The 23,355-nt window shown below is 68.4% G+C and carries 20 protein-coding genes; 10 read left to right on the forward strand and 10 right to left on the reverse strand.

What is annotated here, in order from left to right; genetic code table 11:
• Window positions 1-4: 4 nt before the first annotated feature.
• The 6 genes from OG707_RS39820 to OG707_RS39845 form a co-directional block, all read right to left on the reverse strand.
• A complete protein-coding gene (locus OG707_RS39820) occupies window positions 5-616 on the reverse strand; it encodes a 2OG-Fe(II) oxygenase family protein (RefSeq protein ID WP_329126884.1) in 612 nt (203 codons plus the stop codon).
• On the reverse strand, window positions 613-1,722 hold the full coding sequence (locus OG707_RS39825; RefSeq protein WP_329126885.1) for a pyridoxal phosphate-dependent aminotransferase: 1,110 nt from the start codon (window positions 1,720-1,722) through the stop codon (window positions 613-615). Before OG707_RS39825 ends, OG707_RS39820 begins: the two co-directional genes overlap by 4 nt.
• The gene (locus tag OG707_RS39830) at window positions 1,719-2,912 is read right to left on the reverse strand and encodes an ATP-grasp domain-containing protein (protein ID WP_329126888.1); all 1,194 of its coding nucleotides are present in this window, start codon (window positions 2,910-2,912) and stop codon (window positions 1,719-1,721) included. The genes OG707_RS39825 and OG707_RS39830 overlap by 4 nt, the downstream gene beginning before the upstream one ends.
• Window positions 2,913-2,957: 45 nt before the next feature.
• Entirely contained in the window at window positions 2,958-3,578 is a 621-nt protein-coding gene (locus tag OG707_RS39835; protein ID WP_329126889.1) for a 2OG-Fe(II) oxygenase, read from the reverse strand.
• A 77-nt stretch (window positions 3,579-3,655) separates the two neighbouring features.
• Window positions 3,656-4,711 carry a tRNA pseudouridine(13) synthase TruD gene (gene truD, locus OG707_RS39840; protein ID WP_329126891.1) on the reverse strand — a complete coding sequence of 352 codons (1,056 nt, stop codon included), beginning with the start codon at window positions 4,709-4,711 and terminating at the stop codon, window positions 3,656-3,658.
• The gene (locus OG707_RS39845; RefSeq protein WP_329126892.1) at window positions 4,708-6,090 is read right to left on the reverse strand and encodes a hypothetical protein; all 1,383 of its coding nucleotides are present in this window, start codon (window positions 6,088-6,090) and stop codon (window positions 4,708-4,710) included. The genes truD and OG707_RS39845 overlap by 4 nt, the downstream gene beginning before the upstream one ends.
• Window positions 6,091-6,450: 360 nt before the next feature.
• On the opposite strand from OG707_RS39845, the gene OG707_RS39850 reads away from it, so the two are divergent.
• From OG707_RS39850 to OG707_RS39865, 4 genes are all read left to right on the forward strand, one after another.
• Entirely contained in the window at window positions 6,451-7,797 is a 1,347-nt protein-coding gene (locus tag OG707_RS39850; RefSeq protein ID WP_329126894.1) for an MFS transporter, read from the forward strand.
• Between the two features lie 20 nt (window positions 7,798-7,817).
• The gene (locus OG707_RS39855) at window positions 7,818-9,035 is read left to right on the forward strand and encodes a condensation domain-containing protein (RefSeq protein ID WP_329126895.1); all 1,218 of its coding nucleotides are present in this window, start codon (window positions 7,818-7,820) and stop codon (window positions 9,033-9,035) included.
• Between the two features lie 10 nt (window positions 9,036-9,045).
• The gene (locus OG707_RS39860; protein WP_329126897.1) at window positions 9,046-9,513 is read left to right on the forward strand and encodes a hypothetical protein; all 468 of its coding nucleotides are present in this window, start codon (window positions 9,046-9,048) and stop codon (window positions 9,511-9,513) included.
• Window positions 9,514-9,737: 224 nt separating this feature from the next.
• Window positions 9,738-11,153 (forward strand): YVTN family beta-propeller repeat protein, encoded by a 1,416-nt coding sequence (locus OG707_RS39865; protein ID WP_329126898.1) that lies wholly within the window; start codon window positions 9,738-9,740, stop codon window positions 11,151-11,153.
• 77 nt (window positions 11,154-11,230) lie between these two features.
• On the opposite strand, the gene OG707_RS39870 is transcribed toward OG707_RS39865, so the two are convergent.
• Window positions 11,231-13,189 (reverse strand): acyl-CoA dehydrogenase family protein, encoded by a 1,959-nt coding sequence (locus OG707_RS39870; RefSeq protein WP_329126899.1) that lies wholly within the window; start codon window positions 13,187-13,189, stop codon window positions 11,231-11,233.
• Between the two features lie 89 nt (window positions 13,190-13,278).
• On the opposite strand from OG707_RS39870, the gene OG707_RS39875 reads away from it, so the two are divergent.
• The 3 genes from OG707_RS39875 (at window position 13,279) to OG707_RS39885 (ending at window position 15,272) form a co-directional block, all read left to right on the forward strand.
• A complete protein-coding gene (locus OG707_RS39875; protein ID WP_329126901.1) occupies window positions 13,279-14,022 on the forward strand; it encodes an alpha/beta fold hydrolase in 744 nt (247 codons plus the stop codon).
• Between the two features lie 46 nt (window positions 14,023-14,068).
• Entirely contained in the window at window positions 14,069-14,674 is a 606-nt protein-coding gene (locus OG707_RS39880) for a dihydrofolate reductase family protein (protein WP_329126902.1), read from the forward strand.
• Window positions 14,675-14,735: 61 nt separating this feature from the next.
• Window positions 14,736-15,272, forward strand: coding sequence for a GNAT family N-acetyltransferase (locus OG707_RS39885; RefSeq protein ID WP_329126904.1), 537 nt, complete (start codon window positions 14,736-14,738; stop codon window positions 15,270-15,272).
• A 107-nt stretch (window positions 15,273-15,379) separates the two neighbouring features.
• Here OG707_RS39885 and OG707_RS39890 read toward each other — a convergent pair whose 3' ends face one another.
• Window positions 15,380-16,261 carry a pentapeptide repeat-containing protein gene (locus OG707_RS39890; RefSeq protein ID WP_329126905.1) on the reverse strand — a complete coding sequence of 294 codons (882 nt, stop codon included), beginning with the start codon at window positions 16,259-16,261 and terminating at the stop codon, window positions 15,380-15,382.
• 313 nt (window positions 16,262-16,574) lie between these two features.
• Here OG707_RS39890 and OG707_RS39895 point away from each other — a divergent pair, with 313 nt between their 5' ends.
• Window positions 16,575-20,510, forward strand: a complete 3,936-nt coding sequence (locus tag OG707_RS39895; RefSeq protein WP_329126906.1) for a glycoside hydrolase family 2 TIM barrel-domain containing protein — start codon at window positions 16,575-16,577, stop codon at window positions 20,508-20,510.
• A 74-nt stretch (window positions 20,511-20,584) separates the two neighbouring features.
• Here OG707_RS39895 and OG707_RS39900 read toward each other — a convergent pair whose 3' ends face one another.
• Together OG707_RS39900 and OG707_RS42495 are read right to left on the reverse strand one after the other, a co-directional pair.
• Complete coding sequence (locus OG707_RS39900) at window positions 20,585-21,319, reverse strand: glutathione S-transferase C-terminal domain-containing protein (protein WP_329126908.1); 735 nt, start codon at window positions 21,317-21,319, stop codon at window positions 20,585-20,587.
• A 110-nt stretch (window positions 21,320-21,429) separates the two neighbouring features.
• Entirely contained in the window at window positions 21,430-21,495 is a 66-nt protein-coding gene (locus tag OG707_RS42495; protein WP_362459411.1) for a putative leader peptide, read from the reverse strand.
• 434 nt (window positions 21,496-21,929) lie between these two features.
• Between OG707_RS42495 and OG707_RS39905 the strand changes: the two genes are divergently transcribed.
• Together OG707_RS39905 and OG707_RS39910 are read left to right on the forward strand one after the other, a co-directional pair.
• On the forward strand, window positions 21,930-22,046 hold the full coding sequence (locus OG707_RS39905; protein WP_329126909.1) for a putative leader peptide: 117 nt from the start codon (window positions 21,930-21,932) through the stop codon (window positions 22,044-22,046).
• 77 nt (window positions 22,047-22,123) lie between these two features.
• Window positions 22,124-23,341, forward strand: a complete 1,218-nt coding sequence (locus OG707_RS39910) for an LLM class flavin-dependent oxidoreductase (protein ID WP_329126910.1) — start codon at window positions 22,124-22,126, stop codon at window positions 23,339-23,341.
• Window positions 23,342-23,355 lie beyond the last annotated feature (14 nt).

The following is a 23,355-nucleotide window of genomic DNA, read 5'->3' on the forward strand; positions in this document are numbered from 1 at the left end:
CGGGTCACCTCCACCCGTGGACCAGCAACGACGACCTGCCGGCAGAGGCGTCGGGCCCCACCGGTGACACCTGGTGCCAGGCGTGGTCCGTCCGGGCCATCAGCACGCTCTGACCGGTGACCGGCGGGATGCTGAAGGCCACGTCCTGCGGGTCCGCGGAGTTGAGCAGTTCCAGGCACCCGCCCCATTCCGGGGACCAGCCGTCGGCGAAGTAGAAGATGTGACTGAACACCTTGTCGGCGGAGTCGACATGGGCATCCAGCCAGTCCCCGCGCGCGTGCTGGACGAAGCGCAGTTCCACGTCGGCGGCCTGTGGCTGCCCCAGCAGCGCCGCCACCTGCTGCCGGTACTCCCGGGACAGCAGGTCCGTGAGCAGTCCGGCCCATGTGCCGTTGGGCGCGTCGTCCGGGGCTGCCGGACGCGACCAGTTGCGGTACGTCTTGCCGGACGTGCGGGTGCTGGTGTCCCGCCTGGCAAGGCCACCGTCGGGGAACGTCGTCGCGAGCTCCGACTGCACGGCGCTTGCGAAGACCTGGCCGGGAGGGGTGAGCGTCCAGGGGAACGGCCTGTCGTTTCTGGCGACTTCATGCCACCCGGGGGCGAGGACGGACATCATGCGGGCACCCTTCGGGCGACCTGCTCCAGCGCCTCGAGGAATTCCCGGCACTCCTGTTCGGACGTGACGGTGAAGCGCAGGCATCCGTCGAGGTAGCTCCCGAGGCCCTGCATGGACCTCACCCGGTATCCGCGCGCGTCGAGTCGGCCGATCACTCCGTCCACATCGGGTCCGATGCGCACGGACAGGAAGTTGGCCTGCGAGGGCAGTGGCTCGAACCCCATCGCGGAGACCCGCTCCGCAGCCTCGGTGCGCGCTCGTACGATTTCGCTCCACACCGTCGCCAGGGCGTCCTCACGGCGCAGTACGGCTGTGGCCAATGCCAGCGAAGGGCCCGATACCGCCTGTTCCAGCGAGGCGGAGCCGATGACGGCCAGGCGATCGGCGGATGTCGCGAGCAACGCGACCCGTGCGCCGGCCAGCCCATGGGACTTCGACAAGGTCTGCACGACGGCCACATGGTCGCCGCGCCGTGCGAGCGCCGAACCCAAGGGGCCGGCGAACACCTGGTAGCACGCGTCGATCACCAGCAGGTGCCCCCGGTCGCGCGCCACGGCCTGCAGGGCGTCGAGCGCGTCGGAGTCCATCCCCCAGCCCACCGGGCCGTTGGGCACGCTCACCGCGATCAGACCGGGTGGCGCGAAACGTGCGGCGCTGACGAGGAGCTCCACCTGCTGGGTGACGTCACCGCGCAGCGGCCCGATCCGGTGGACGGGGATCCCGTGGTGCTGGGCCGCCTCCTCCCAGGCAGGGTAGTTGGGGTACTGCAGGATCAGCCGGGGCCCGTCGGGGAAGAGGTCCTTGGCCCGTGCGCAGATGAGGCGGAGCGCGCAGTCCGAGCCGGGAGTCAGCTGGAACTCGCTGCTGTCCAGGCCGAAGTGACGGCCGATCTCCTCGACGTCCTGAGCACCGCGCGGATAGCGGCGCGCCTGGTCCGGCGACAGCGACGACCACGCGTCGCCCAACACGTCCAGTACGAGAGGGTGTCCGAGTTCGTTGCTGCTCAGGTTGATGCGCGGATCGGGGGCCTTGCGCTGCCGCAGTCCGGCAGCGGGGGACGGGAGGGGCCCGGCTCCCCGGTGGTCCGCCGCGGCCGGGGTGCTCACGCGTAGATGCATTCCTCTGCCCACCAGTTGTCGACCTCCCTCAGTTGCTTCTCGACATCGCCGTCGTCCAGTGCGAAGACCAGTTCGGCGACGGAGTGCGTCACAGCGGTCGGGCCCGCGTACTGCTGCCCGATCCGCCCCTTGCGTGCATAACGTCGAGCTCCGGGGAGTCCACATGTGTCGGGGCACCGCGCGAGCACTCCCCGGCGCGGCGGGAACCAGCCCCATCCGTGCAGAAGCCCGGGCGGACTCTGCGTCGGCTCCACGGGCATCCCGAGCCGGTCACTGACCGAGGCTTCGTTCATCCCCAGGCCGTACGACAGCTCGTAGGCGTCCGTGATGCCGGCGCCGCCCGCGCGACAGGCGATCTCGCACAGCACCGGACGGCCGCCCGCATCGATGAAGAACTCGGCGTGGAACGGAAGCAGTTCGGGAGCGGCGGGCAGTCCACGTACCACCGAGGCCGCCGCGTCGCACAGGAGGGGCGTGCGCGGGTCCGGTGGTGCCAGCATGGCGCTGAGATTGGGGCGGGACTCGTACATCGTCTCCCACTGGGTGTAGAGGTAGCGCGAGGGCCAGCTCTGCACGACGCGTCCGTCCCGCATGAGTCCGTCGACGTGGTACATCTCGCCGACGACGAACTTCTCCACGAGGTACTCCGTCGCGGGCGCCCGCCCTGCCAGCGCCCGGTCCCACTCGGCGGCCGAGCCGACTTTCACGATGCCGATCGACGCGGCACCCCGGAGCGGCTTGAGCAGGACGGGGAAGGGGTCGTCGGCGATGAACCGTGCGAGCTGCCGCGAGTCCGTCAGCAGGGCCATGTCGGCCACTGCGACGCCCTGTCGTGCGGCGTGCTGTTTCATCACGTACTTGTTGCGGTAGGCCTCGGCACTCGCCACGCGCTGGCCGGGGATTCCCAGTCGCTCCCGTACGCGTGCGCAACGCAGTACGTCGATCTCCGCGGTCGAGACCAGGCCGGCCATGTCCCATCGGCGGCACAGGTCGAGGATGAGGGCCTCCACCTCCGTGGATGCGTAGTCCTCGACGACCTCTACGAAGAGGAACTGCTCGCGTGCCCGGGCGAGTGCCGCCTCGCAGGTCACGCTGGACGCGGCCGTCAGCAGGCCGACGTCGTCCGGGCTCCGGTCCGCCCAGCCACCGAGCTCGGTGAGCAAGGGGCGTCTGTTCACCAGTAGTTGTCGCACGAGATCCCCAAGGCCGAAACAGTCGTCCGCCTACGGCTTCCAGAACTCCAGTTGGACCGTCAGTCGGGTCGGGGTCCCCGCCTTCACCTTCCCCACGCTGTGCCAGGACCGCTCGGAGGGAGGGAAGGCGAGCATGCTGCCGCCGCGCGGCGGCAGCGAACGGGCGGGCGGCACCGCGGGATCGGAGCAGCTGCGCACCTCGTAGGCGCCGCCGCCGTCGGTGGGCCAGGAGGAGTTGAGATAGACGATGGCCGTCAGGAGCTTCTCGGTCTTGTCCTTGTGCACGGAGATGAAGTCGCCCTCGACATGCCGGTAGACGGCCAGATCCAGTTTCGCCTCGCGCAGCGGGAGGCGGGTGTTGTCCGTGAGCCAGTCGAGGAAGGCGTCACCCGTCAACTCGTCGTACAGGGTCTCCCAGGGGCCGGTCAGTGCATCGGCGGCGGGCCGGGTCTCGTCCTGGTACATCAGGTAGAGGATGTTCATGCGGTAGTTCTTCTCCCGCCCCGGTTGGAGCGCCACGGCGGGCTCGGCGCCGTCGACGGGAGCCGTGGTCTCGAGCAGCGCCACATCCTGTGGGGTCAGCACATCGGAGATGACGTGATAGGTGAAGGGATCCGTGACCTCGGTCATGTCCTGGGCGGTGTCGAGCATGTCCACTCCTCTGAGTCGTGCCGTGGCAGTGTCTGGCTGGTGGTGCGGCGCGCTGGGGCGTAGCGACCCGACGACTCTCAGGCGACCTGGCAGAGTGCCGTCATCGGTGTGAGCAACTGGCGCAGCACCGAGGTGGCGTAGCAGCCCGACGGAAGCGCGAACCGCACCGCGGCGCTCGAGCGGCCCGGATGGAACTCGTCCTCCTGGACGGCCTCGGTGATGATCTGGATCTGCACGGCGGTGGCCCGGCGCGAGGACGTCTCGGGCACCCTCGGGTCGAAGGAGTGACGGCGATAGGGCAGCGAGGGGCACATGTTGAGGACCTGGGCCGTCGCATCGGCGTGTTCCAGGTATCGGAAATCGATCCCGTCGACGGTCTGGACGTACGACGCGCCGGCGGCAGCGTCGCTCACGATGAGAGCGAGCGTCTGGTTCCACTCGTGCGAGGCCCAGGCCGAAAGGTAGAAATTGACCACGCGGGTGTCGAGCTTGTGCCTGAAGAACTCTTCGGGCGACCCGTCCCAGTCGCGGGCCAGGGAGGTTTCCGGCGCCTGGAGCTGCAGCAGGGTCGAAAACGCCGCGCCCCAGTCTCCCTTGAGCACCTGCCCGCCGAGCACGTGTGTCAGCTTGGGGCCGCCGGGCACGCCGAAGCGCTGGGTGTCGTAGTAGTTCAGAGCGTAGAAGGAGATCTTGCGCATCGAACGGAGGCGTTCGGCCACCGTGGGCGCGAGGTTCCGCACCACGATGCGGAAGCTGTTTCCCTCGAGCCGTCCCACCTCCAGGGGCTCCGCACCGTATCCGTAGTGCAGTACGGACAACGTACGCGGGTCGCCCGGCCCGGACAGACGTGCGCAGCCGTCACCAGGGAGAGCACCGCCGGCCGCGAGGGGGACCGCGACCAATTGCTCAGTGATGCCGTCCTCGTCCTTCAGCCCCGAGTAAGTGACCTGCTGTACCGGGCAGTCGAGGTGTTCGGCGAGCAGCGCCAGCGCCTCGAACGTGGTGTATCCGCTCTTGCGCAGCAGCAGGTAGCGGTAGGACGCGTCCCCCTCCTGCGTCAGCGGGACCAGGAGGTTCTCCCGGACCAGGAAGTCGGCCGGCCGGTGTTTGAGGACCGGACTGTCGTCGGTCATGCTGCATCTCCTTGTGTCACTCGGGCACCGAGCCGTCGGAGGCTTCCGTCAAAATCGGCATATCCGCGTCGCAGGTGTGAGGCGCCGAGCACGGTGGTACGTCCCTCGACACCCAGTGCCGCGAGGGTGAGGACCGCGGCGGCGCGCAGGTCGGAGCCGAACACCGTGCGGCCCGGTCGGTTCGGCATGTGGCCTCCGCTGACGGCCAGTTCTCCGTTCGAGCAGGTGGTCCGCATGCCGAGCTTGCGCAGCTCCTCGGCGTAACTGAATCGCCGCTTCCACACGGTCTCGACGAGGACGGAGCGACCGTCGGCCCGCCCCGCGAGCAGAGCGAGGAACGGTTGGCTGTCGCTGTACACCCCGTGCGAACTGACCGTGAGGTGGAAGGGCTTGAGCGTTTCGGCGCGGCGGACTGTGAGTGTGCCGGGACGTGCCGCGAGGTCGACGCCCATCTCGCCGAGCAGCTGCAGCTCCGGCGCGAGACCTGCGAGCGCCCGGTCCAAGCCTGTGCCCCGGACCGTGATCGACGACTCGGCGGCGAGTGCGCCGGCGCAGATCCAGGTGACGATCTCGATCAGGTCGGCGGGCAGCGTGAATTCGGCGGGACGTGTCAGATCGTTCCCGCCTTGCCCCGCGATGGTCACCACGCCCTCGGAATCCGTGGTGATGTCCGCCCCCGACCGGCGCAGCACTTCGATCAGGTCGAGCACGTCCGGCTTCGGATACAGATGCGACAGCCTGGTACGGCCCTTGGCCACGGCAGCGGCAAGCAGGGCGATCTTGGTGGCCCCGGAGTACAGCGGACCTGTCTTGAGTCGCCGGTCCGTGCAGTAGTCCAGCAGGTCGATGTCGCAGCCACGCAGCTCTGGGGCCCGTACGGTGAGCCACCCGTCGGCTGCCACCCCTTCTTCGGCGCCGAAGCGCCTGAGTACGTCGATGTACTGCTGAACGGGGCGCTGTTGCACGGCGTCGTCGCCGATCTGGCAGCCGCCCGCCACCGGAAGGCTCGCCCTGCCCGTCTTGGCCAGCAGCCCCGGCAGAAGGTAGACACCGCCGTGAATGGCCTCCAGGGCCAAGGTGGCGTCGGCATGGTGGGCGAGGGATGACGCGTCGATGGTCAGCGCTCCCTCCGTACGCGTCACCGATGCTCCGCAAGCCGTGAGGAAACCGGTCAGGCCTTCGGTCTCGGCGATCATCGGTACGTTGCGGAGGGTCACGGGTGCCTGCGCCACCGCTGCGGCCGCGGTCACCGTCACCAGACTGTGTTTGAACCCGCCGACTTCGACCGTTCCCGACAAGTCGTTCTTCCCGTCCACGACCAACCGGTCGTGGAACGTCGCCTTGTAGCCGGCTGTCGTCATTGAATCGGACTGCTGCATCGGAAGAAGCGTTCCATTGCTTGCCCCATCAATAAGGTACGCAGAATCGGACCGGAGTTTCGATGAAAGGTTGGAGCAACAACTCCGTCCGGTATCCAAGCATTCGAAACTAGAGCCGCAACGGAGCCCAACTCGAACGATGAATTCAACGGCCAGGCATTGTCAATGGATTGAGAAGCCCCTACCTTTGTCTCTCAGACAGCGATCGCCTACCCCCAGTGGGAGTGTGCCGTGTCGGCCCCTGCGCGGGCCGTGCGTACCTTCCATGGGGGTAGCGATCGCCCGCTGGAAATCAGCGCTGGAATCCAAGTGAATTACGGAGGGGTGTCCTCCTGCTCTCCAGCGGCAAAAGGGGCTCTCATGCTTGACGACGACACGAGCGACTCCGCCCAACCGGGCAGCGAAGGAACCCAGGACACCGACGATCGCCCCGGGACGCGGCAACAGGCGAAGCGTCGCGTCGTCCTCGGAGCGATGCTGGTGGACTCGCTGGGCAGCGGCCTGTGGATGCCGTTCAGCCTGCTGTTCTTCGTCCGGGCCCAAGGGCAGTCGTTGGGCACCATCGGCATGGCACTCACGGTGGGTTCCCTGCTGGGCCTCGGCGTGGGACAGATCAGCGGCGGTCTCGTCGACCGGTACGGTCCCGGTCCGGCCGTGGTGGTGAGCAACGCGGGGCGAGCGGTCAGTTTTGCGCTCTATCCCTTCGCGCACTCCCTCTGGGCAGTGATGCTTCTGGTCGGTCTGACGTCGGCGGCGGACCGGGCCTTCTGGACGGCGAACGCACCCCTGATCGCGAAGGTGGTCCAGGCGCGGGAAGTGGACAGATTCCTCGGGACCACTGGCATGGCCCGGGTGATCGGGCTCGGCATCGGATCCGCAGCGGCCGGCGCCTTCGGCCAGAGCACTGCGGGGCTGCACCTGGTCGCGTACTGCAACGCCATCACCTTCGCCGCGGCCGGGGCACTTCTCGTCACCGCACTCGGGCCGGCTTTCTTCGCCCCCCGCAGCACCTCCCCGGGTACGACCGAGGCAGAGGCCCCGGACGCTTCGGTACGCCCCGACCGAGACGTGTCGGTGTGGAGGGACCGGCCCTATCTTCAACTCTGCTTGCTGCAGATCGTGTTCGTCCTTGCGGCATCCGCCTTCGTGGTGATCCTTCCGCTGGTCATCAGCGATGAACTCGACGGACCGACGTGGCTCGCCGGAATCTCCATCGTCGTGGGCAACGTCGTCCTGGCCGCGCTGCAGCACCCGGTACTGGCCTGGACGACGAAACGACCCCGGGCGCGCATGCTCGCGGTCAGCGTCCTCTTCTACGTACCGGCGCTCCTGCTGCTCGCTCCGGGAGATGCCATGGGGCACCGCCTCGTCGTACCGGTGGTCCTCGGTGCCGCGGCTCTTGCCGCCATGGGCGAGCTGATCTCCACACCTCTCATGATCTCCGCGGCGAACGCGAGCGCCCCCGAGGGACACGAGGGGCGGTACAGCGCTGCCTTCCAGACCGGTTGGGGACTGGCCAACGTTCTGGGCCCCCTCGTCTACACGACCCTTCTGGGCGTCGGCAACGAGGTGCTCTGGCTGACGCTCGCCGCCCTGACCCTGGCCACCGCACCGGTGTTGATGCGCCTGCGCAGCCGGCTTCCCGCCGGGGTTCTCTCCGCCGACCCCGTGAAGAGCCACAGCCCGATGCAAGAGCAGGACGCGTAATCCGGAAGGGGCGAGGAACGATGGACCGGTGGCCGCTGAGCCTGACGCAGGAGAGCTACTCCACACGGTTGCGCGGACTCGACGAGCGCCCGGTGAACGTCACCCTCGCTCTCGGCCTGGACGACCCGCCCTCCGAGCTGATCGAGCAACACCTGAGGGCGATCTGTTCGCGCGAGCCGTTGCTGCGCGCGTCCCTGGACCTGGCAGAGCCGGCGACGCTGACGATTCACGATCGTCCGCGCGTACCGCTCTCGGTGACCGACGGCCTGGATCCCGCCGTCGTCGGGGAACAGGTGCAGCACGACACCCAGCACGTCTTCGCGGCGGGCGAACCTTTGTGGAGAGCCCATCTGCTCCGAACGGCCGACCGGACCACCACCCTGTCGCTCAACTTCCACCACCTCGTCTTCGACGGAGTCTCACGCGGGCTCTTCCTCAGATCCCTTGCGTCCGCCGCACATGCGAACTCCGCCAACAGCGCTGCTCCGTACGCCGAGTTCGCGCACTGGCAGCGGGAGCGCTTCACCGCGGACGGCGAGGACATGCGCTTCTGGCGCGACTATCTGAAGGGGTGGGCGCACAACCAGCACGTCCCGCTCGGCTTCGCGAAGAACCTCGACCAGCCGCTGGACAACTCGTGCCGCCACCATGCGGTCCGGCTCGCGGGCGTCGCGACATGGCAGGTCCTGCGATGGGGCCGTCGGCATGGTGTCTCCCTGTTCATGCAGGTTCTCGCCGCGCTCTCGGTGGCACTGGGCGAGGCGACGGAGGCACCGGAGAATCTGGTCCGTGCCACCTTCCACGGACGGCCTTCGGGCTTCGAGAGGACGATCGGCTGCTTCGGTCAGGACGTCACCCTGCGACTTCCCACACACCAGGTGGCTCTGGCCGACGCGCTCGCATCCACGCGGCACGCCTGGGACGAACTCGGTGACCACAAGTTCACTCCCTACCGATGTGTACGGCAGGCCGCCGGCGGATCCGCACTTCCGTTCCGTCCGGTGATCGTCACGTTGAACTCGTTCAGTACGCCCACGGCCGCATCGGCTTTCGGCGAGGAGGCAGCGGTACTCGACGTACCCGAATTCCTCCCCGAGGAGGGTCTGCACCTCCAGCTCAGCCAGACTCCCCAGGCCCTGACGCTCGAGTGCTCCTATCACCCCGTCAGATTCGCAAGCCAGGACATCGAGCAATTCCTGCAGCGCATCATGTCCATTCTCCAAGAACCTCATCGATGAAGGATGCAGAGTGGAAGTCGACAAGCAGCGCACAGTAGTCGCCGACTCCTTTGCCCTTTACCAGATATCCACCGGTCACACCCGCAGGGGCACCGCGATGCGCCGTGCCGCGGTGGAGGGCCGGCTGGAGATTCTCGTCTCAACTCTCGCCTTCACCGTCGCCTGCGCAATGCGCAGCTGCTGGGACGAGGACTGCGACAGAGGCCACCCGGACGTCGCCGGACGGCGCATCCATGAGTTCTACGAACAACACGGATTCGGGGTGATTCAGCCGACGGTGGCAGAGTCGGTTGCCGCAGCCAGGCTCTACAGCGCGCTGACGGACCACCGGGTCGTCGGGCCGGAGGTCCTGGCGGCGTGTTCCGCACGGCTCCTCGCCCGCACCAATGAACTTCCCATGCTCTCGACTCGCCGTGCCTCGTACTGCTACACGCGGATGCATCCCGTGGACGAAGCGGTGTCGATGGAGCTGATCTAGCGCGTCACCCCGAGAGCCCCCGGAATTGCGGGATTTTGAGAGTGTCAAGGTGCCGGACAGTCAGCTTTTGACTGAATGCGGACAACTGCGGAGGTTCCGTGTCGGGGGCGGTGGGGGAGCGGGATGCTTCTGATGTCTGCGCGGGTCGCCGGCTCGGCCGGCGTTCGCCTCCAGGTCTTCCGGATCCAACGACAGGGTGCGGAACCGACAGAGGGGGAAGTTCCTTGACATCTGCCTTTTCCAGACCCCGCCGCTCCCTGTCCCGCTGGGGGCGGCGGCTGACGTCACTGGCCGCTGGTGGCGCCTTGGCGCTGACGGGCTTGGTGGCGCTCACCGTGCCTGCCCACGCCGCGGCCGGCCCGCCGGCCTACGTGGCCAACTTCGGCGGCAGTGACGTCTCAGTGGTCGACACGAGCACCAACGCCATCACCGGCACCATCAACGTCGGCAACAGTCCAACCTCTGTGGCGGTCAACCCGGTTCAACCGCGCGCCTACGTCACCAACAACGCCGATGACAACGTCTCGGTGATCGACACCGCGACCGACACCGTGGCCGCGACCGTCCCGGTCGGCGGGAATCCCCTCAAGGTGGCGCTCACCCCATCCGGGAACAGCGCGTACGTCACGAACAACGTGGCCAACACGGTCTCGGTGATCGACACCGCGACCAACACGGTCGGCGTCACCATCCCCGTGGGGAGCGGCCCGTACGGGCTGGCGGTGAACCCGTCGGGCACCACCGCCTACGTGGCGAACAACGTCGACGACACGGTGTCGGTGATCGACACCGCGACCAACTCGGTGACGGCCACCATCCCGGTCGGGAGCGGCCCCACCGATGTGACGGTGAGCCCCTCCGGAACCTCCGTGTACCTCACGAACAACAGCGGAGCCACGGTCTCGGTCATCAGCACCGCGACCAACACGGTCAGCGCCACCATCCCCGTCGGAACCGGCCCGAACGGCGTCGCGATCAACCCGTCCGGTACGACGGCCTACGTCACCAACAGCAGCGGCAACAGCATGTCGGTGATCAACACGGCGACAAGCACCGTGACCACGACCGTCCCGATCGGTTCCCTCCCGGGCAAGGTGGCGGTCAACCCGTCCGGCACTGCCGTCTACGCCGCCAACCGGGCCGGCGGATCCGTCTCGGTGATCGACACGACGACCAACACCGTCACCAACACGATCAACGGGTTCAACGACCCCTTCAGCGTCGCCTTCGCCCCCCTGTCGCCACCGGCAGGCGCGGACATCGACGTCGATCTCACCGCTCAGCCGCATCTGAGCATCCTCGTGCCCTACCTGACGTACACCCTCACCGCTCACAACACGGGCCCCGGCGCCGTCACTTCCGCGACCCTGACCGCGACGCTCCCGCCGGGCGCCTCCGCCACCACCCTGGCCGCCGGATGCACGCTGGCCGCTCCCACAGTGACCTGCACGTACGGGGCCATCGCCAAGAACGCGAGCGCCAGCAAGACCTTCCGCGTCCCGTTGCATCTGCTGACCCTCGGCAAGGTCACGGTCACCGGATTGCGTACGACCTCCGCACCCGCCGACCCCAACCCCGCCAACGACAGCGCGACTGCCACCTGCACTGCCGTCTCCGTCATCCTCGTCACCTGCCCCTGACCATGCGCCACGGGCACAGCTGCCCTCCACCGGCCCACAAGCCGGTGGAGGGCAGCGGCACTTCCCGCGCCCGTGCGCTACCCCAACAGGTCCGGCGAGCGAAGCATCTGAGGCGGGATGCCCCAGGCGTCGACGAGATCGTCCGCGATCGGCCGGATCCGGCGGCAGAGATCGTTGACCTCACGCGTAATCGCCTTGGAGCGCTGGACCGTCAGCCGGCCGTGCTCCATGAACCACGCACGGTCTGCCTCGATCGACGAGAGGGCGAAGAGACCGCACAGCAGCTCCAGCGCGACCTTGTTGCCCCCGTCCGGAATCGTCCGCACCTTGTCGACGAACGCCTCGAGCACCAGCCGCTCGACGTGCGCGCGGGCCACCGCAATGACATGGTCCTGCACCTGGGAGAAGACGGCTCCGGGATTCCCGTCCAGCTCAACACCGCGCTTGAGCCGCCGGGCGACCCCCGCGAGCATGTGCTCCTCGCGGAAACGCAGCATGGCCAGGTGGTACTCCGCATCGAGCAGGCCCGCCTGCTGGTCCCAGGAGTCGCCGCCCGGCAGCAGATCCCGGACGCGTTCGAGGAGCTTGTGGGCCGATGTCTTCTCAATGACCGTCTCGACAGCCAGACCGGTCACGAATCGGACCATGCCGAGCTGGTCGAGGTCCTCGAACTCGCTGGCGTAGTCCGTGAGCAGGCCCTTGGCCACGAGCTGGAGCAGGACGTGGTTGTCGCCCTCGAATGTCGTGAAGATGTCGCTGTCGGCCTTGAGCGCGGCGAACCGGTTCACGGCGAGATATCCGGCGCCCCCGCACGCCTCGCGGCACTCCTGGATCACGTGGGTGGCGTGCCAGGTGCCGAGCGCCTTGGTGCCGGCGGCCCGCGACTCCAGTTCCCTGCGCGACTGGGCGTCGTCCTTGTTCCCCGAGAGGACCTCGTGCAGGTCCGTGCGCACCACGTCCTGGGCGAAGTGCAGCGCGTAGGTGCGGGCGAGGAGCGGAAGGAGGCGGCGCTGGTGCATGCCGTAGTCGAGCAGCAACTGCTCCTCGGTTTCGGAGGTCGCCGAGAACTGCCGCCGGCGCAAGGCGTACTTCGTGGCGATGGTCAGGGCCACCTTGGCGGCGTTGATGGCGCCACCGCCGACACTGACCCTTCCCTGGACCAGGGTGCCGAGCATGGTGAAGAAGCGACGGCTGGGACTCTCGATCGAGCTCTCGTAGTCGCCCTGCGGGGTGACGTCGGCGAACCGGTTGAGCAGCGCCTCACGGGGAACGCGCACGTCGTCGAACCAGATCCGGCCATTGTCCACACCGTTGAGTCCCATCTTGCGGCCGTCGTCCTCGATCCGGACGCCAGGTGCCGGCGCACCGTCGACGCGGATGGGTACGACGAAGGCGTGCACGCCCTCGGACCTGCCTCCCACCTCCAACTGGGCGAAGACGACCGCGAGTTCGGCGTGCCGGGCGGCGTTGCCGATGTAGTCCTTGCGCGCCTGGTCGCCGTGGGTGGTGATGACGAACTCCTGGGAGTCGACGTCGTACGTCGCCACCGTGCCGAGCGACTGCACGTTGGATCCGTGGCCGGTCTCGGTCATGGCGAAGCAGCCCATCAGCTCCCCGGTGATCAGGTCCGGCAGGTAGAGCGCGTGGTGGCGCTCAGTGCCGAGCTGCAGGATCGCACCGCCGAAGAGACCGAACTGCACACCGACCTTCACCAGCACCGACAGGTCGCCGAAGGCGAGCGTCTCGAACGCGGCGATGGAGGCGCCGATGTCGCCGCCACCGCCGTACTCCTTGGGGAAACCCATCCCGGTCTGCCCCGTCGCCGCCAGTTCGACGACCAACTCCCGCACGTGCTCGCGGAACTCGTCGATACCCAGTTGTTCGGCCGCGTCGAGGACGGAGGCGTGTGCGGCCAGATTCGTGCGCACCAGATCGCGGATCTGCGCGTACTCGCCGTCGAGCACCGCGCGCAGGGCCGGGACATCGATGTCGGGCTGCACGGAGCCGTCCTGGGGAGTGGGGGAGTCGGTGACCATGGTGCCCTGCTACCCCGTGCCCGAAGCGATCAAGCGAGGTGCAAGCCGGCTGTCCCGCCGATGGCGCAGTGCGGCACTACGCTCGCCTCGTGGGCGAGATCGTGGTGGTACGAAATGGCTCCGGGCCGGAAGTCCTGCTCGTGCACGGTGGGGCGGGCCCGCGGACGACGTGGGGCGCTCTCGCTCCGCTGGCCGAGCGGTGGACGCTGGCATACGTCCACCGCCGCGGCTATCCGCCGAGCCCACCACCGCAAGAGCGTCAAGATTTCGCCGTGGACGCCCTGGACCTGGCACCGCTGCTCACCGGCCGCCCGCACGTTGTCGCCCACTCCTACGGCGTCCTCGGAACGCTGATCGCAGCCGCTGCCGCACCGGGCAGCGTGCGCTCACTCACCCTGATCGAGCCGCCGCTCAACCACCTTGTCCCCGAAGACGCCGAGGTGGCACGGCTCGAGCGCCTGGGCGACACGGTCCTCGCCCACGGAATGGATACGCCCCCGGCCCAACTGCGCGAGTTCCTGCGCCTCGCGGGAGCGCCCATCGGCGACGGCCCCCTCCCCGAGGAAGTGGTCGCCGGCGTACGACGGGCGCACGGTGGCCGGCCGACCAGCGAGGCGCGCCCGCAGCTCGACGTGATCCGTGATGCCGGCGTCCCGGTGCTCGTCGTGTCCGGAGACCACGCGGCCACGTTCGAGAGGATCTGCGACGCCCTCGCGGCCGCGCTCTGCGGCGAGCGCAGCGTGCACCCGGGCGCCGGCCACTTCGTCGCCGCAGCACCGGGCTTCGCCGAACGACTCGAGACCTTCCTGCGCAAAAACACGTTCCGTCGATGAGTTTCCGGCGGTGGTGCGGTCCACCCCTCGATGAAGGGAGCACACCATGCGCAAGATCATCATTTGCACGTTCCTGACGCTCGACGGTGTCATGCAGGCGCCGGGAGGCCCGGACGAGGATGCGGGCGGCGGCTTCAACTACGGCGGCTGGCAGAAGCCGGTGGCCGACGACGAGGTCGGAACGGCCATCGCCGGTTGGTACCAGCACTCCGACGCGATGCTGCTCGGCCGCAAGACGTACGAGATCTTCGCGTCGTACTGGCCGGCCGCTGATCCAGCCAACCCGTTCACCGATCGGATGAACAGCACGCACAAGTACGTGGCGTCGCGGACCCTGACGTCCGTCGAGTGGCAGAACTCCACGCTGCTGGAGGGCGACATCGTCGATGCCCTACGCACACTGAAGGCGTCCGGCGGCGGCAACATCAACGTCGTCGGCAGCGGCGACCTCGCCCAGACCCTCATGCGCCACGGCCTTGTCGACGAGTACCGGCTGACCATCCACCCGGTGATCATCGGCACCGGCAAGCGGCTGTTCGCCGACGGAGCGATCCCCACCGCGCTGGAGCCGGTCAGCGTCTCGACGACGAAGGGCGGCACCGTCGTCGGCGTCTACCGGCCGAGCGGGAAGCCCGGGTACGACAGTTACTAGCAGGACCGACCGCGCCCCCCCGTACCAGGACAGCGCGTTCGCCCGTGCGATGGTTGCTGTCATGACAGATGGCGCGACTCCAGGCAGCGAAGTTGTACTCGAGACGAGTCGCCTGCTGCTCAGGCCCTGGCGGGTGGCCGAGGCTGTCGTCCAACGTGAGCTGTGGACCGAACGCGATCCACGCGTGCCGCCGCATCGCCGGATCGACGCAGACGGACACCCGACCGTCGCGGAGCTCGAGGACTCGATCCGCACCAACCAGCTGTGGTCGACCGGATTGCTGGCGGTCGAGCGGAAGGACTCCCGCGACGTCATCGGCTACTGCGGGCTGGTCGACAGCGGGCGGGAATCGGCTGGAGAACCGGAACTGGCATTCGAGCTGCTGCGCCGAGTGTGGTGTCAGGGCTACGCGACCGAAGCCGCGTTGGCGGTCCTGGAATGGGCAAGGTCGTCCGGGTACGAACGGCTGTGGGCCACGGTCTGGGACTGGAACACCGCTTCGCGCCGTGTGCTGGCCAAGGTCGGGTTCACCGAGACCGAGCGCAAGGAAGTGGACCCGGTGCACGGGACCAACCTCTTCACTACGAGACAGCTCTGACACACCTGACATGGTGTTGATGCTCAACCGACACGGATTGCCGACAGACGGAGCCGCCACGAAATGTCGCAACCCGGGCCTGATGCAGGGTTGGGTGACAGAAGTGATCACGTGATTGCGCCCACCGTGCTCGCCACCGCGGGAGGCAGCTTCGTCTCTGCGTTGAGTACTGCCTCTCTCACTTGATCCGGATTGAGACCGACTGCTGTCGACAGGTCGGCGTTGTACAGGCGGGTTCCCTTGAGGTGAGTCTCCTTGAGGCTGGCGCCGTGGAGATCGGCCCCGCGCAGGAAGGCCCCTTCAAGGTGGGCGCGGTCGAGCCACGCACCACCGAGGCGGGCCTCCTTGAGCCAGGCCTCCTCCAGGTGTGCGCCGATCAGGTTGGCTCCTTCGAGACAGGCACCGGCGAGACGCACGCGCTCCAGCCGGGCGTCCTGAAGGTCCGCTGCACGCAGATTCGTACGCCGTAGGTCGATGCGGAACGGCTCATTCAACGGTGGCCGTCTCCCCAGAACCGTCAAAGCGGCCTGGACGGACTCTTCCAGCGGCACGGTGGGGTCTGGCTCCGCGTCGGGTGCCACCACGGTCTGGTCTCGGACGAATGCGGCCAGGACCTCGACCACGGTGAGGTGGTCCTTGGCGGAGTCCCGCATGATCCGCTCCAACGCGTAGAGGCCGCCCAGGCGCTCGACCGTACGCTCCGATGCGAGCAGTTTGATGGCCTCCACGTAGCGGCCGGTCACCTGGCCGTCACGAGCGATCTCGGCCTGTTCGCGGTCCCGGTCACGCGTGTGTCGCAACGTGCGGTCGGTGTAGTAGAGGCCGGCCCCGGCGAGCGCACCGGCGCCGACGGCCACCAGCGTCGTGCGGAACCCTGTGATCACTACCCCGGCGGCCGGCTGGAGGTCCTGACGGCGGAGCCGATCGCCGTCCAGCCACCACGGGCCCTGCCACAACAACAGGGCGTAGGCGAAGAAGGCGACGACCATCAGTGCTAGCACCAGGGCGCGAGTACGGCTCCGACTCATACGCACGAGCATGTCCTCACAGGAGTGGCCGCATGCGTGATATTCGCGACCTCACTGCCGCGGGAGGGCGTGATCCTTCAGATGCGATGGAACGTTTCAGTGTCTGCCGGTCATAGCAAGCGAACGTCTGCCCCAGAACCCCCTGAACCAGAAATCAACAAAATCTGACGCCATCATTGTGGGCGGTTGTGTTCCATACCTAGGGTGGCCGCGGCTCTTGAGGTGTTTCCTGCCCCACCAGTGACACATATCGGCACACGAGGAAGGCCCCCGCATGGCACACTCGCATCCGAACTCGGCCCCGAACCCACAACTGCCCCCGCACCACGGCCCCGTGAGCCGCCGCCGCCTCCTGCAGGCGAGCGCTGCCGCACTCGGCGGGCTCGCCCTGGCCGGCGCTCTTCCGGGGACCCGCGCGCTGGCCGCCGGCCCCGCCGGCAGCGTTGGCGGCATCAACGCCGACGGCAACGAGTGGAACGGCCGCATCGACGTCGTCCGGCTCGGCACCGAACCGCCGCACACCACGCTCATGCCGTACGCGAACCTCAAACAAGCCCTCGCCGCCGACCGCACCACCTCCCCATGGCGCCAGAGCCTCGACGGCGACTGGAAGTTCGCGTACGTGGACCGTCCCGCCGACAAGAACGAGGATTTCTACCGCACGGACCTCGACGACTCCGGCTGGGAGACCACACCGGTCCCGTCGGCCTGGCAACTGCACGGCCACGACTACCCGATCTACATCAACATCACCTACCCGTGGTGGGGCCCCAACGGCCTCGGCGAGAACGCCCAGCCGCCCGCAGCGCCGACCCGCTACAACCCCGTCGGCCAGTACCGGCGCACTTTCACCGCGCCCAGGGGCTGGGCGGACCGGCGTACCTTCCTGCACTTCGAGGGCGTCAAGGCAGCCCACTACGTCTGGATCAACGGCCACTTGGCCGGATACCACGAGGACTCCTACACACCCGCCGAGTACGACATCACCCCCTACCTCAAGGACGGCACCAACCAGATCGCCGTCGAGGTCTACCGCTACTCCGACGGCGACTGGCTCCAGGACCAGGACATGATCCGCCTCAGCGGCATCTTCCGGTCCGTCTACCTGTACTCCACGCCCGGCGTCCACATCCGGGACTTCAAGCTCGACACCCCGCTCGGGGACGACTTCACCAGCGCCGCACTGTCGGTCACCGCGCACGTGCGGGACTATGCGGGCGACGCCGCCGGGGCGTCGTACACGGTGGAAACCCAGTTGTACGACGCCGACGGGCACGCGGTGTGGGCGCGTCCCCTGGCCCAGCGCGCGACGCCCACCGACAGCGAGGTGACCGTCGAAGCCTCAAGGTCCGTTCCCTCACCTCGCCTGTGGTCCGCCGAGGACCCGTACCTGTACACCGCCGTCCTGCAGCTGCGCGACCCGGCCGGCAAGATCGTGGAGACGCTCTCGCACCGGATCGGACTGCGGGAGTTCGCACTCACCGACGGCCTGATGCGCATCAACGGACAGCCCGTCACCTTCCGCGGCACCAACCGCCATGAGATGCACCCCGACCGCGGCTCGGCCCTCAGCCGCGCCGACCTGGTCGACGACATCACGCTCATCAAGCGGCTGAACATCAACTCGGTCCGCACCTCGCACTATCCCAACAACCCCCTCTGGCTCGAACTCGCCGACGAATACGGTCTCTACCTCGTCGGCGAGACCAACCTGGAGACACACGGCGTGAACGGCCAGTACCCCGGCAGCCACGCCGACTGGACGACAGCGTGCGTGGACCGCGCGCAGAACATGGTCCACCGCGACAAGAACCACGCGAGCGTCGTCATCTGGTCGCTCGGCAACGAGGCCGGCTCCGGCTCCTCCTTCCGAGCCATGCACGAATGGATCCGCTCCTACGACCCGACGCGCGTCATCCAGTACGAAGGCGACAACTCCCCGGGCACCAGCGACATCCGCTCCAAGATGTACGAGCCGCCGAGCAGGGTCGAGGCGCGGGCCAAGGACACCTCCGACACCCGGCCGTACGTGATGATCGAGTACGCCCACTCGATGGGGAACTCGACCGGCAACTTCAAGGAGTACTGGGACGTCATCCGGCGCTACGACGTCCTGCAGGGCGGCTGGATCTGGGACTTCGTCGACCAGGCGCTCACCTGGCCGACACCCACGCGCAAGCTGCTCACCGAGACAGGACCCGCCGGCCTGAAGGGCGAGGTCATCAATCCCTCGGGCTCGTACGATGCCGAGCACGGCGTGAGCGGAGCAACTGTCTTCGCCCGCGACCAGCAGCTCGACGACCTGACCGGGTCGCTCACCCTCGAGGCCTGGATGACCCCGCACATCCGGGGCTCCCACCAGCCGATCCTGGCAAAGGGCGACACCCAGTACGCGCTGAAGCAGGCGGACAACGGCCTGGAGTTCTACATCTACACAGCCGGCCAGTGGAGCGCCGCCTCCTGGACCACCCCGGACGACGGCTGGACGGACAAGGAACACCACATCGCGGGCGTCTACGACGCGGACGCGGGGACACTGACCCTTTACGTGGACGGCGAGGCCAAGGCCACGAAGGCCAGTGCCCACGGCCCCAGCAGCAACACCGCCCCCCTCTCGCTCGCCGGTGAAGTGGACAACCCCACCCGGGAGTTCAGCGGCACCGTCCGCCGGGCCCGGGTGTACGCACGTGCCCTGAAGGCCGCCGAACTCGCCGACGACAAGCGCGGCCCCGGTGACGACGGCGTGCTGTTCTGGTTCGACGCGAAGACAGCCCGCTACACGCAGAAGAAGGCCCGGACGAAGACCTTCCACGCCTACGGAGGCGACTGGGGCGACAACCCCAACGACGGTGCGTTCAGCGGCGACGGCATCGTCCTGCCCGACCGCCGCCTCACCGGCAAGTCCGCCGAGGTCAAGCGGATCTACCAGCCGGTCACCGCCACTCGGCAGGAGGGCGCGGCACCCGGAGAGATCACCCTCACCAACGACAACCTCTTCACCGGTCTTCGAGCCTACGAAGGGCACTGGGAAGTCTCGCTGGACGGCGAAATCACGGCGCACGGCAAGCTCAGCCGCGCGCAACTCGACGTGCCGCCGATGACCGGCAAACGCATCACGCTGCCCATAGAACTGCCCCGCGACCCCGCACCCGGAGCCGAGTACTTCCTCCAACTGTCCTTCACGACAAAGGAACGCACACCCTGGGCCGACGCGGGCTTCGAGGTGGCGCGAATCCAGCTGCCACTCGACGCCGGCAGCCCCGAAGTCGTGCCGGCACCGCTCACGAGCGTGCCGGAGCTCACGTACCGCAGGAGCGACACCGCCGTCACCGTCACCGGCCGCGGCTTCGAGGTGATCATCGACACCGCGACCGGCCTCATCAGCTCCTACGAGGCGGCCGGCACCAAGCTCCTCACCTCAGGACCGATTCCCAACTTCTGGCGCGCACCCACCGACAACGACCGCGGCAGCGGCCAGCACACCCGCAACCAGACATGGCGGGACGCGGGTGCACGACGCGAGGTGACGGGCGTGACCGTGCGCGAACTGGACGGTCACGCAGTCGAGATCACGGTCAAGGGGACGCTGCCGACAGCCACCACCTCGGCGTACACCACGACCTGCACTGTCTTCGGCAACGGAGAGATCAAAGTCGACAACACGCTGAGCCCGGGCGCGACAACGCTGCCTTACCTCCCGGAGATCGGTACGATCCTGCACCTGCCCGCGGCTCTGGACCGGCTCCACTACTACGGGCGCGGCCCGGAGGAGAACCACTGGGACCGCAACGACGGTACAGATGTGGGGCGTTGGTCCGGCACCGTAGCCGAGCAGTGGTCTCCCTACCTGCGACCGCAGGAGAACGGGAACAAGACCGATGTCCGCTGGGCGGCCCTGACGGACAGCCGCGGCCACGGCCTGCTCGTCAGCGGTGACGGACTCCTTGAGGTCAACGCCTCGCACTTCACACCGGAGGACCTGTCCGTGGGCGCACGCCACGACTACCAGCTCACGCCACGCGACGAAGTGATCCTTCGGGTCAACCACCGGCAGATGGGCATCGGCGGCGACGACAGCTGGGGTGCGCAGACACACGACGCGTACAAACTGCCGGCCGACCGCGACTACTCGTACACCTACCGGCTGCGCCCACTCACGGACGTGCGGCAGGCGACGGCGCTCTCCCGCCGGCCGACGGCAGCCGAGTAGACGCGGCCGACCGATGTGCGGCGCCTCGGCGGTGGCACTCCACCGCCGAGGCGCTGTGCGCTCCAGGCGCGGGTCTACGCCGCGTCCGGAACCGCCCCGACCGCACCGCGGAAAGCAGGGAGGCCGCCCAAGCGCTGTACGTATGCGCTGAGCCGGGGGAACGCGCAGAGCGTCTCGGACCGGTCGAGGTGGACGAGCGCCACCCACAGGTCTACGTCCGCGGCCGTCAGCGACTCTCCCAGTGCGAAGGGGTGCCGGCTGAGCCGGCGGTCCAGCAGGTTCAGTGCCGAACGTCGCGCCGAGGGCCGTGCGGTGGGTGCGACATCCCGGTCCAGCACCTCGCACAGGGCATCGATGTCCGCTGCGAGGTGCGGCGGTCGGAGCGTGCATGACCGGCCCTCGCCGTCCCCGGAGAGCGGGCCCGCGAGGCTGCTGAGGATGTCGGGAGTGTGGTTGCTGACGATGCGTCCGCTCCAGCGGTCGCGCAGCGCGGGCACCGTGAGCGGCCCGTCGAAATGGTGCACCGTCGCTTCGTAGGCACGGCGCAGGGACGCGTAGGCGGCGGGGCTTTCGCCGGGGGAGGCCAGGACCGTGGTGGCGACGGTGTCGCGCAGGCCGAGGAGGTCGAGCGTGAGCGAGATGCGCAGGGAGCGGGGACAACTCTGCGACAGGAAAAGGTCGTAGCGGCCGGGCGCGGGATAGAAGCCCCCGGCTGCACCGACGCCGATGCGGCTGTGGAGACGGTGCGGGTGCGGGGACGCTGTGATGGAGGTGGCCGTGCTGGAACTGCGTGAAGCTGTTTTGGGCATGACTCTCCCGGTCAGATGAGAGGCCACTGCGGTCTGGGGCGCGCCGGTGGCCGGAAGCTGGGTGGATGCGCTGGCCGGAGACCGGCCGGATCGCGCGGACCGGTCGCGGATCAGTAAGCGCTGGAGACGCGCAGAAGATCGATGTGCAGGCGCCTGGTCAAGCCGCTCCTGGGCATGTCCACCCGTCTCACCGTCGGGGCTCGCGGGACGCGAGGCCACGCTTGTCCACGTCAGTCTGAGCAGGCTCGGTAACGCCGTCAAGACGTCCGGGCGGGTGGTCTCATCCAGTGGTCCGGCGCGTTGACATTCCCTTCGGCGCCTGCCTACCTTTCGCCAACAACGTGATCCCCAGGGGCCGGAGAAGTGACGGTGACAGCGATGCGCGCAGCTGACGGGACGGCCGCTCGGCGGCACCCCGGCTGCGTCCTGCTGTGCACGGACCGCTCCGTCGACCTGCTGCGCGTCAGCAGCGCGCTGTGTACGGCCGCCTGCAGCGCTCCCTGCGCTCCCTGCCGAGGCTGACGGCTTTCCGATCGTCACCGCAGGGGTACGGAAGACAAGACGTAGTTGTGTTGTTGGTACCGCTGGAGGGGAAGGGAAGGTGAGGCGAATGCGTCCGCTGACCCGTCGACACCCCCTGAGCCCGGTGCCGCCCCGCCGCCTGAACCTGTACTCCCGCCACCACATCGACCTGCTGCGCGTCGCCGGCGCGCTCTGTCGCCCCTGACCCGTTCCTTCGCAGCCGCGCCCCTCGTACGGGCGGGCTTTCTGCCGATACGGAATCTTCAGGAAGGCGTCACTGCCGTGACCTCAACACCCTCACCTCTGCACCTCGCGGTCGCTCTCGACGGCACCGGCTGGCACCCGGCGTCCTGGCGCGAACCGGTGGCCCGGCCCCGGGACCTGCTCACCGCCGCGTACTGGGCCGACCTCGTCGCGGAGGCCGAACGCGGGCTGCTCGACCTCGTGACCATCGAGGACGGGCTGGGACTGCAGTCCTCGCTCCTCACCGACCCCGACGACCGTACCGATCAGGTGCGCGGCCGGCTCGACGCGGTGCTCATCGCCGCGCGCATCGCGCCGCTGACCCGGCACATAGGTGTGGTGCCGACCGTGGTGACCACACACACCGAGCCGTTCCACATCTCGAAGGCGATCGCCACGCTCGACTACGTGAGCACGGGCCGTGCGGGCGTACGCGTACAGATCGACGCACGCCCCAACGAGGCCGCGCACTTCGGGCGCCGAACGATCGCGCCGCTGCCCGCCGGTGGCTACAACACCCCGGCCGGGCAGGAAGCGGTGCGCGCGCACTTCGACGAGGCGGCCGACTACGTGGAAGTGGTGCGCAGGCTCTGGGACAGCTGGGAGGACGGCGCGGAGATCCGGGACGCGGCCACCGGGCGGTTCATCGACCGCGAGAAGCTGCACTACATCGACTTCGAGGGCGAGCACTTCAGCGTGAAGGGCCCCTCGATCACCCCCCGCCCGCCGCAGGGGCAGCCGGTCGTCAGCGCGCTCGCCCATGCGACCTTCCCGTACCGCCTGGTGGCCAGGGCTGCCGACATCGGTTACGTCACCCCGCACGACGCCGAGCAGGCCCGCGCGATCGTGGACGAGATCCGGGCCGAACAGGCGGCGGCAGGCCGCGCGGACGAGACCGTGCACCTCTTCGGCGACCTGGTGGTCTTCCTCGACGAGGAGCCCGCCGAGGCCGCCGCCCGCAGGGAGCGCCTCGACGCACTCGCGGGACAGGAGTACACCAGCGACGCCCGCATCTTCGCCGGCACTCCATCACAACTCGCAGACCTCCTCCAGGAGTTGCAGCAGTCGGGACTGTCCGGCTTCCGCCTGCGCCCGGCCGTCGTGGGCCACGACCTCCCGGCGATCACCCGAGGCCTGGTCCCCGAGCTCCAGCGCCGAGGCGCCTTCCGAACCGCCTACGAGGCCGACACCCTGCGCGGCCTGCTCGGGCTCGCCCGCCCCGCCAACCGCTACGCCACCGCCACCGCCACTGCCTGAGCCGGACGGAGACC

The organism is Streptomyces sp. NBC_01465 (genome assembly GCF_036227325.1).
Lineage (GTDB): Bacteria > Actinomycetota > Actinomycetes > Streptomycetales > Streptomycetaceae > Streptomyces.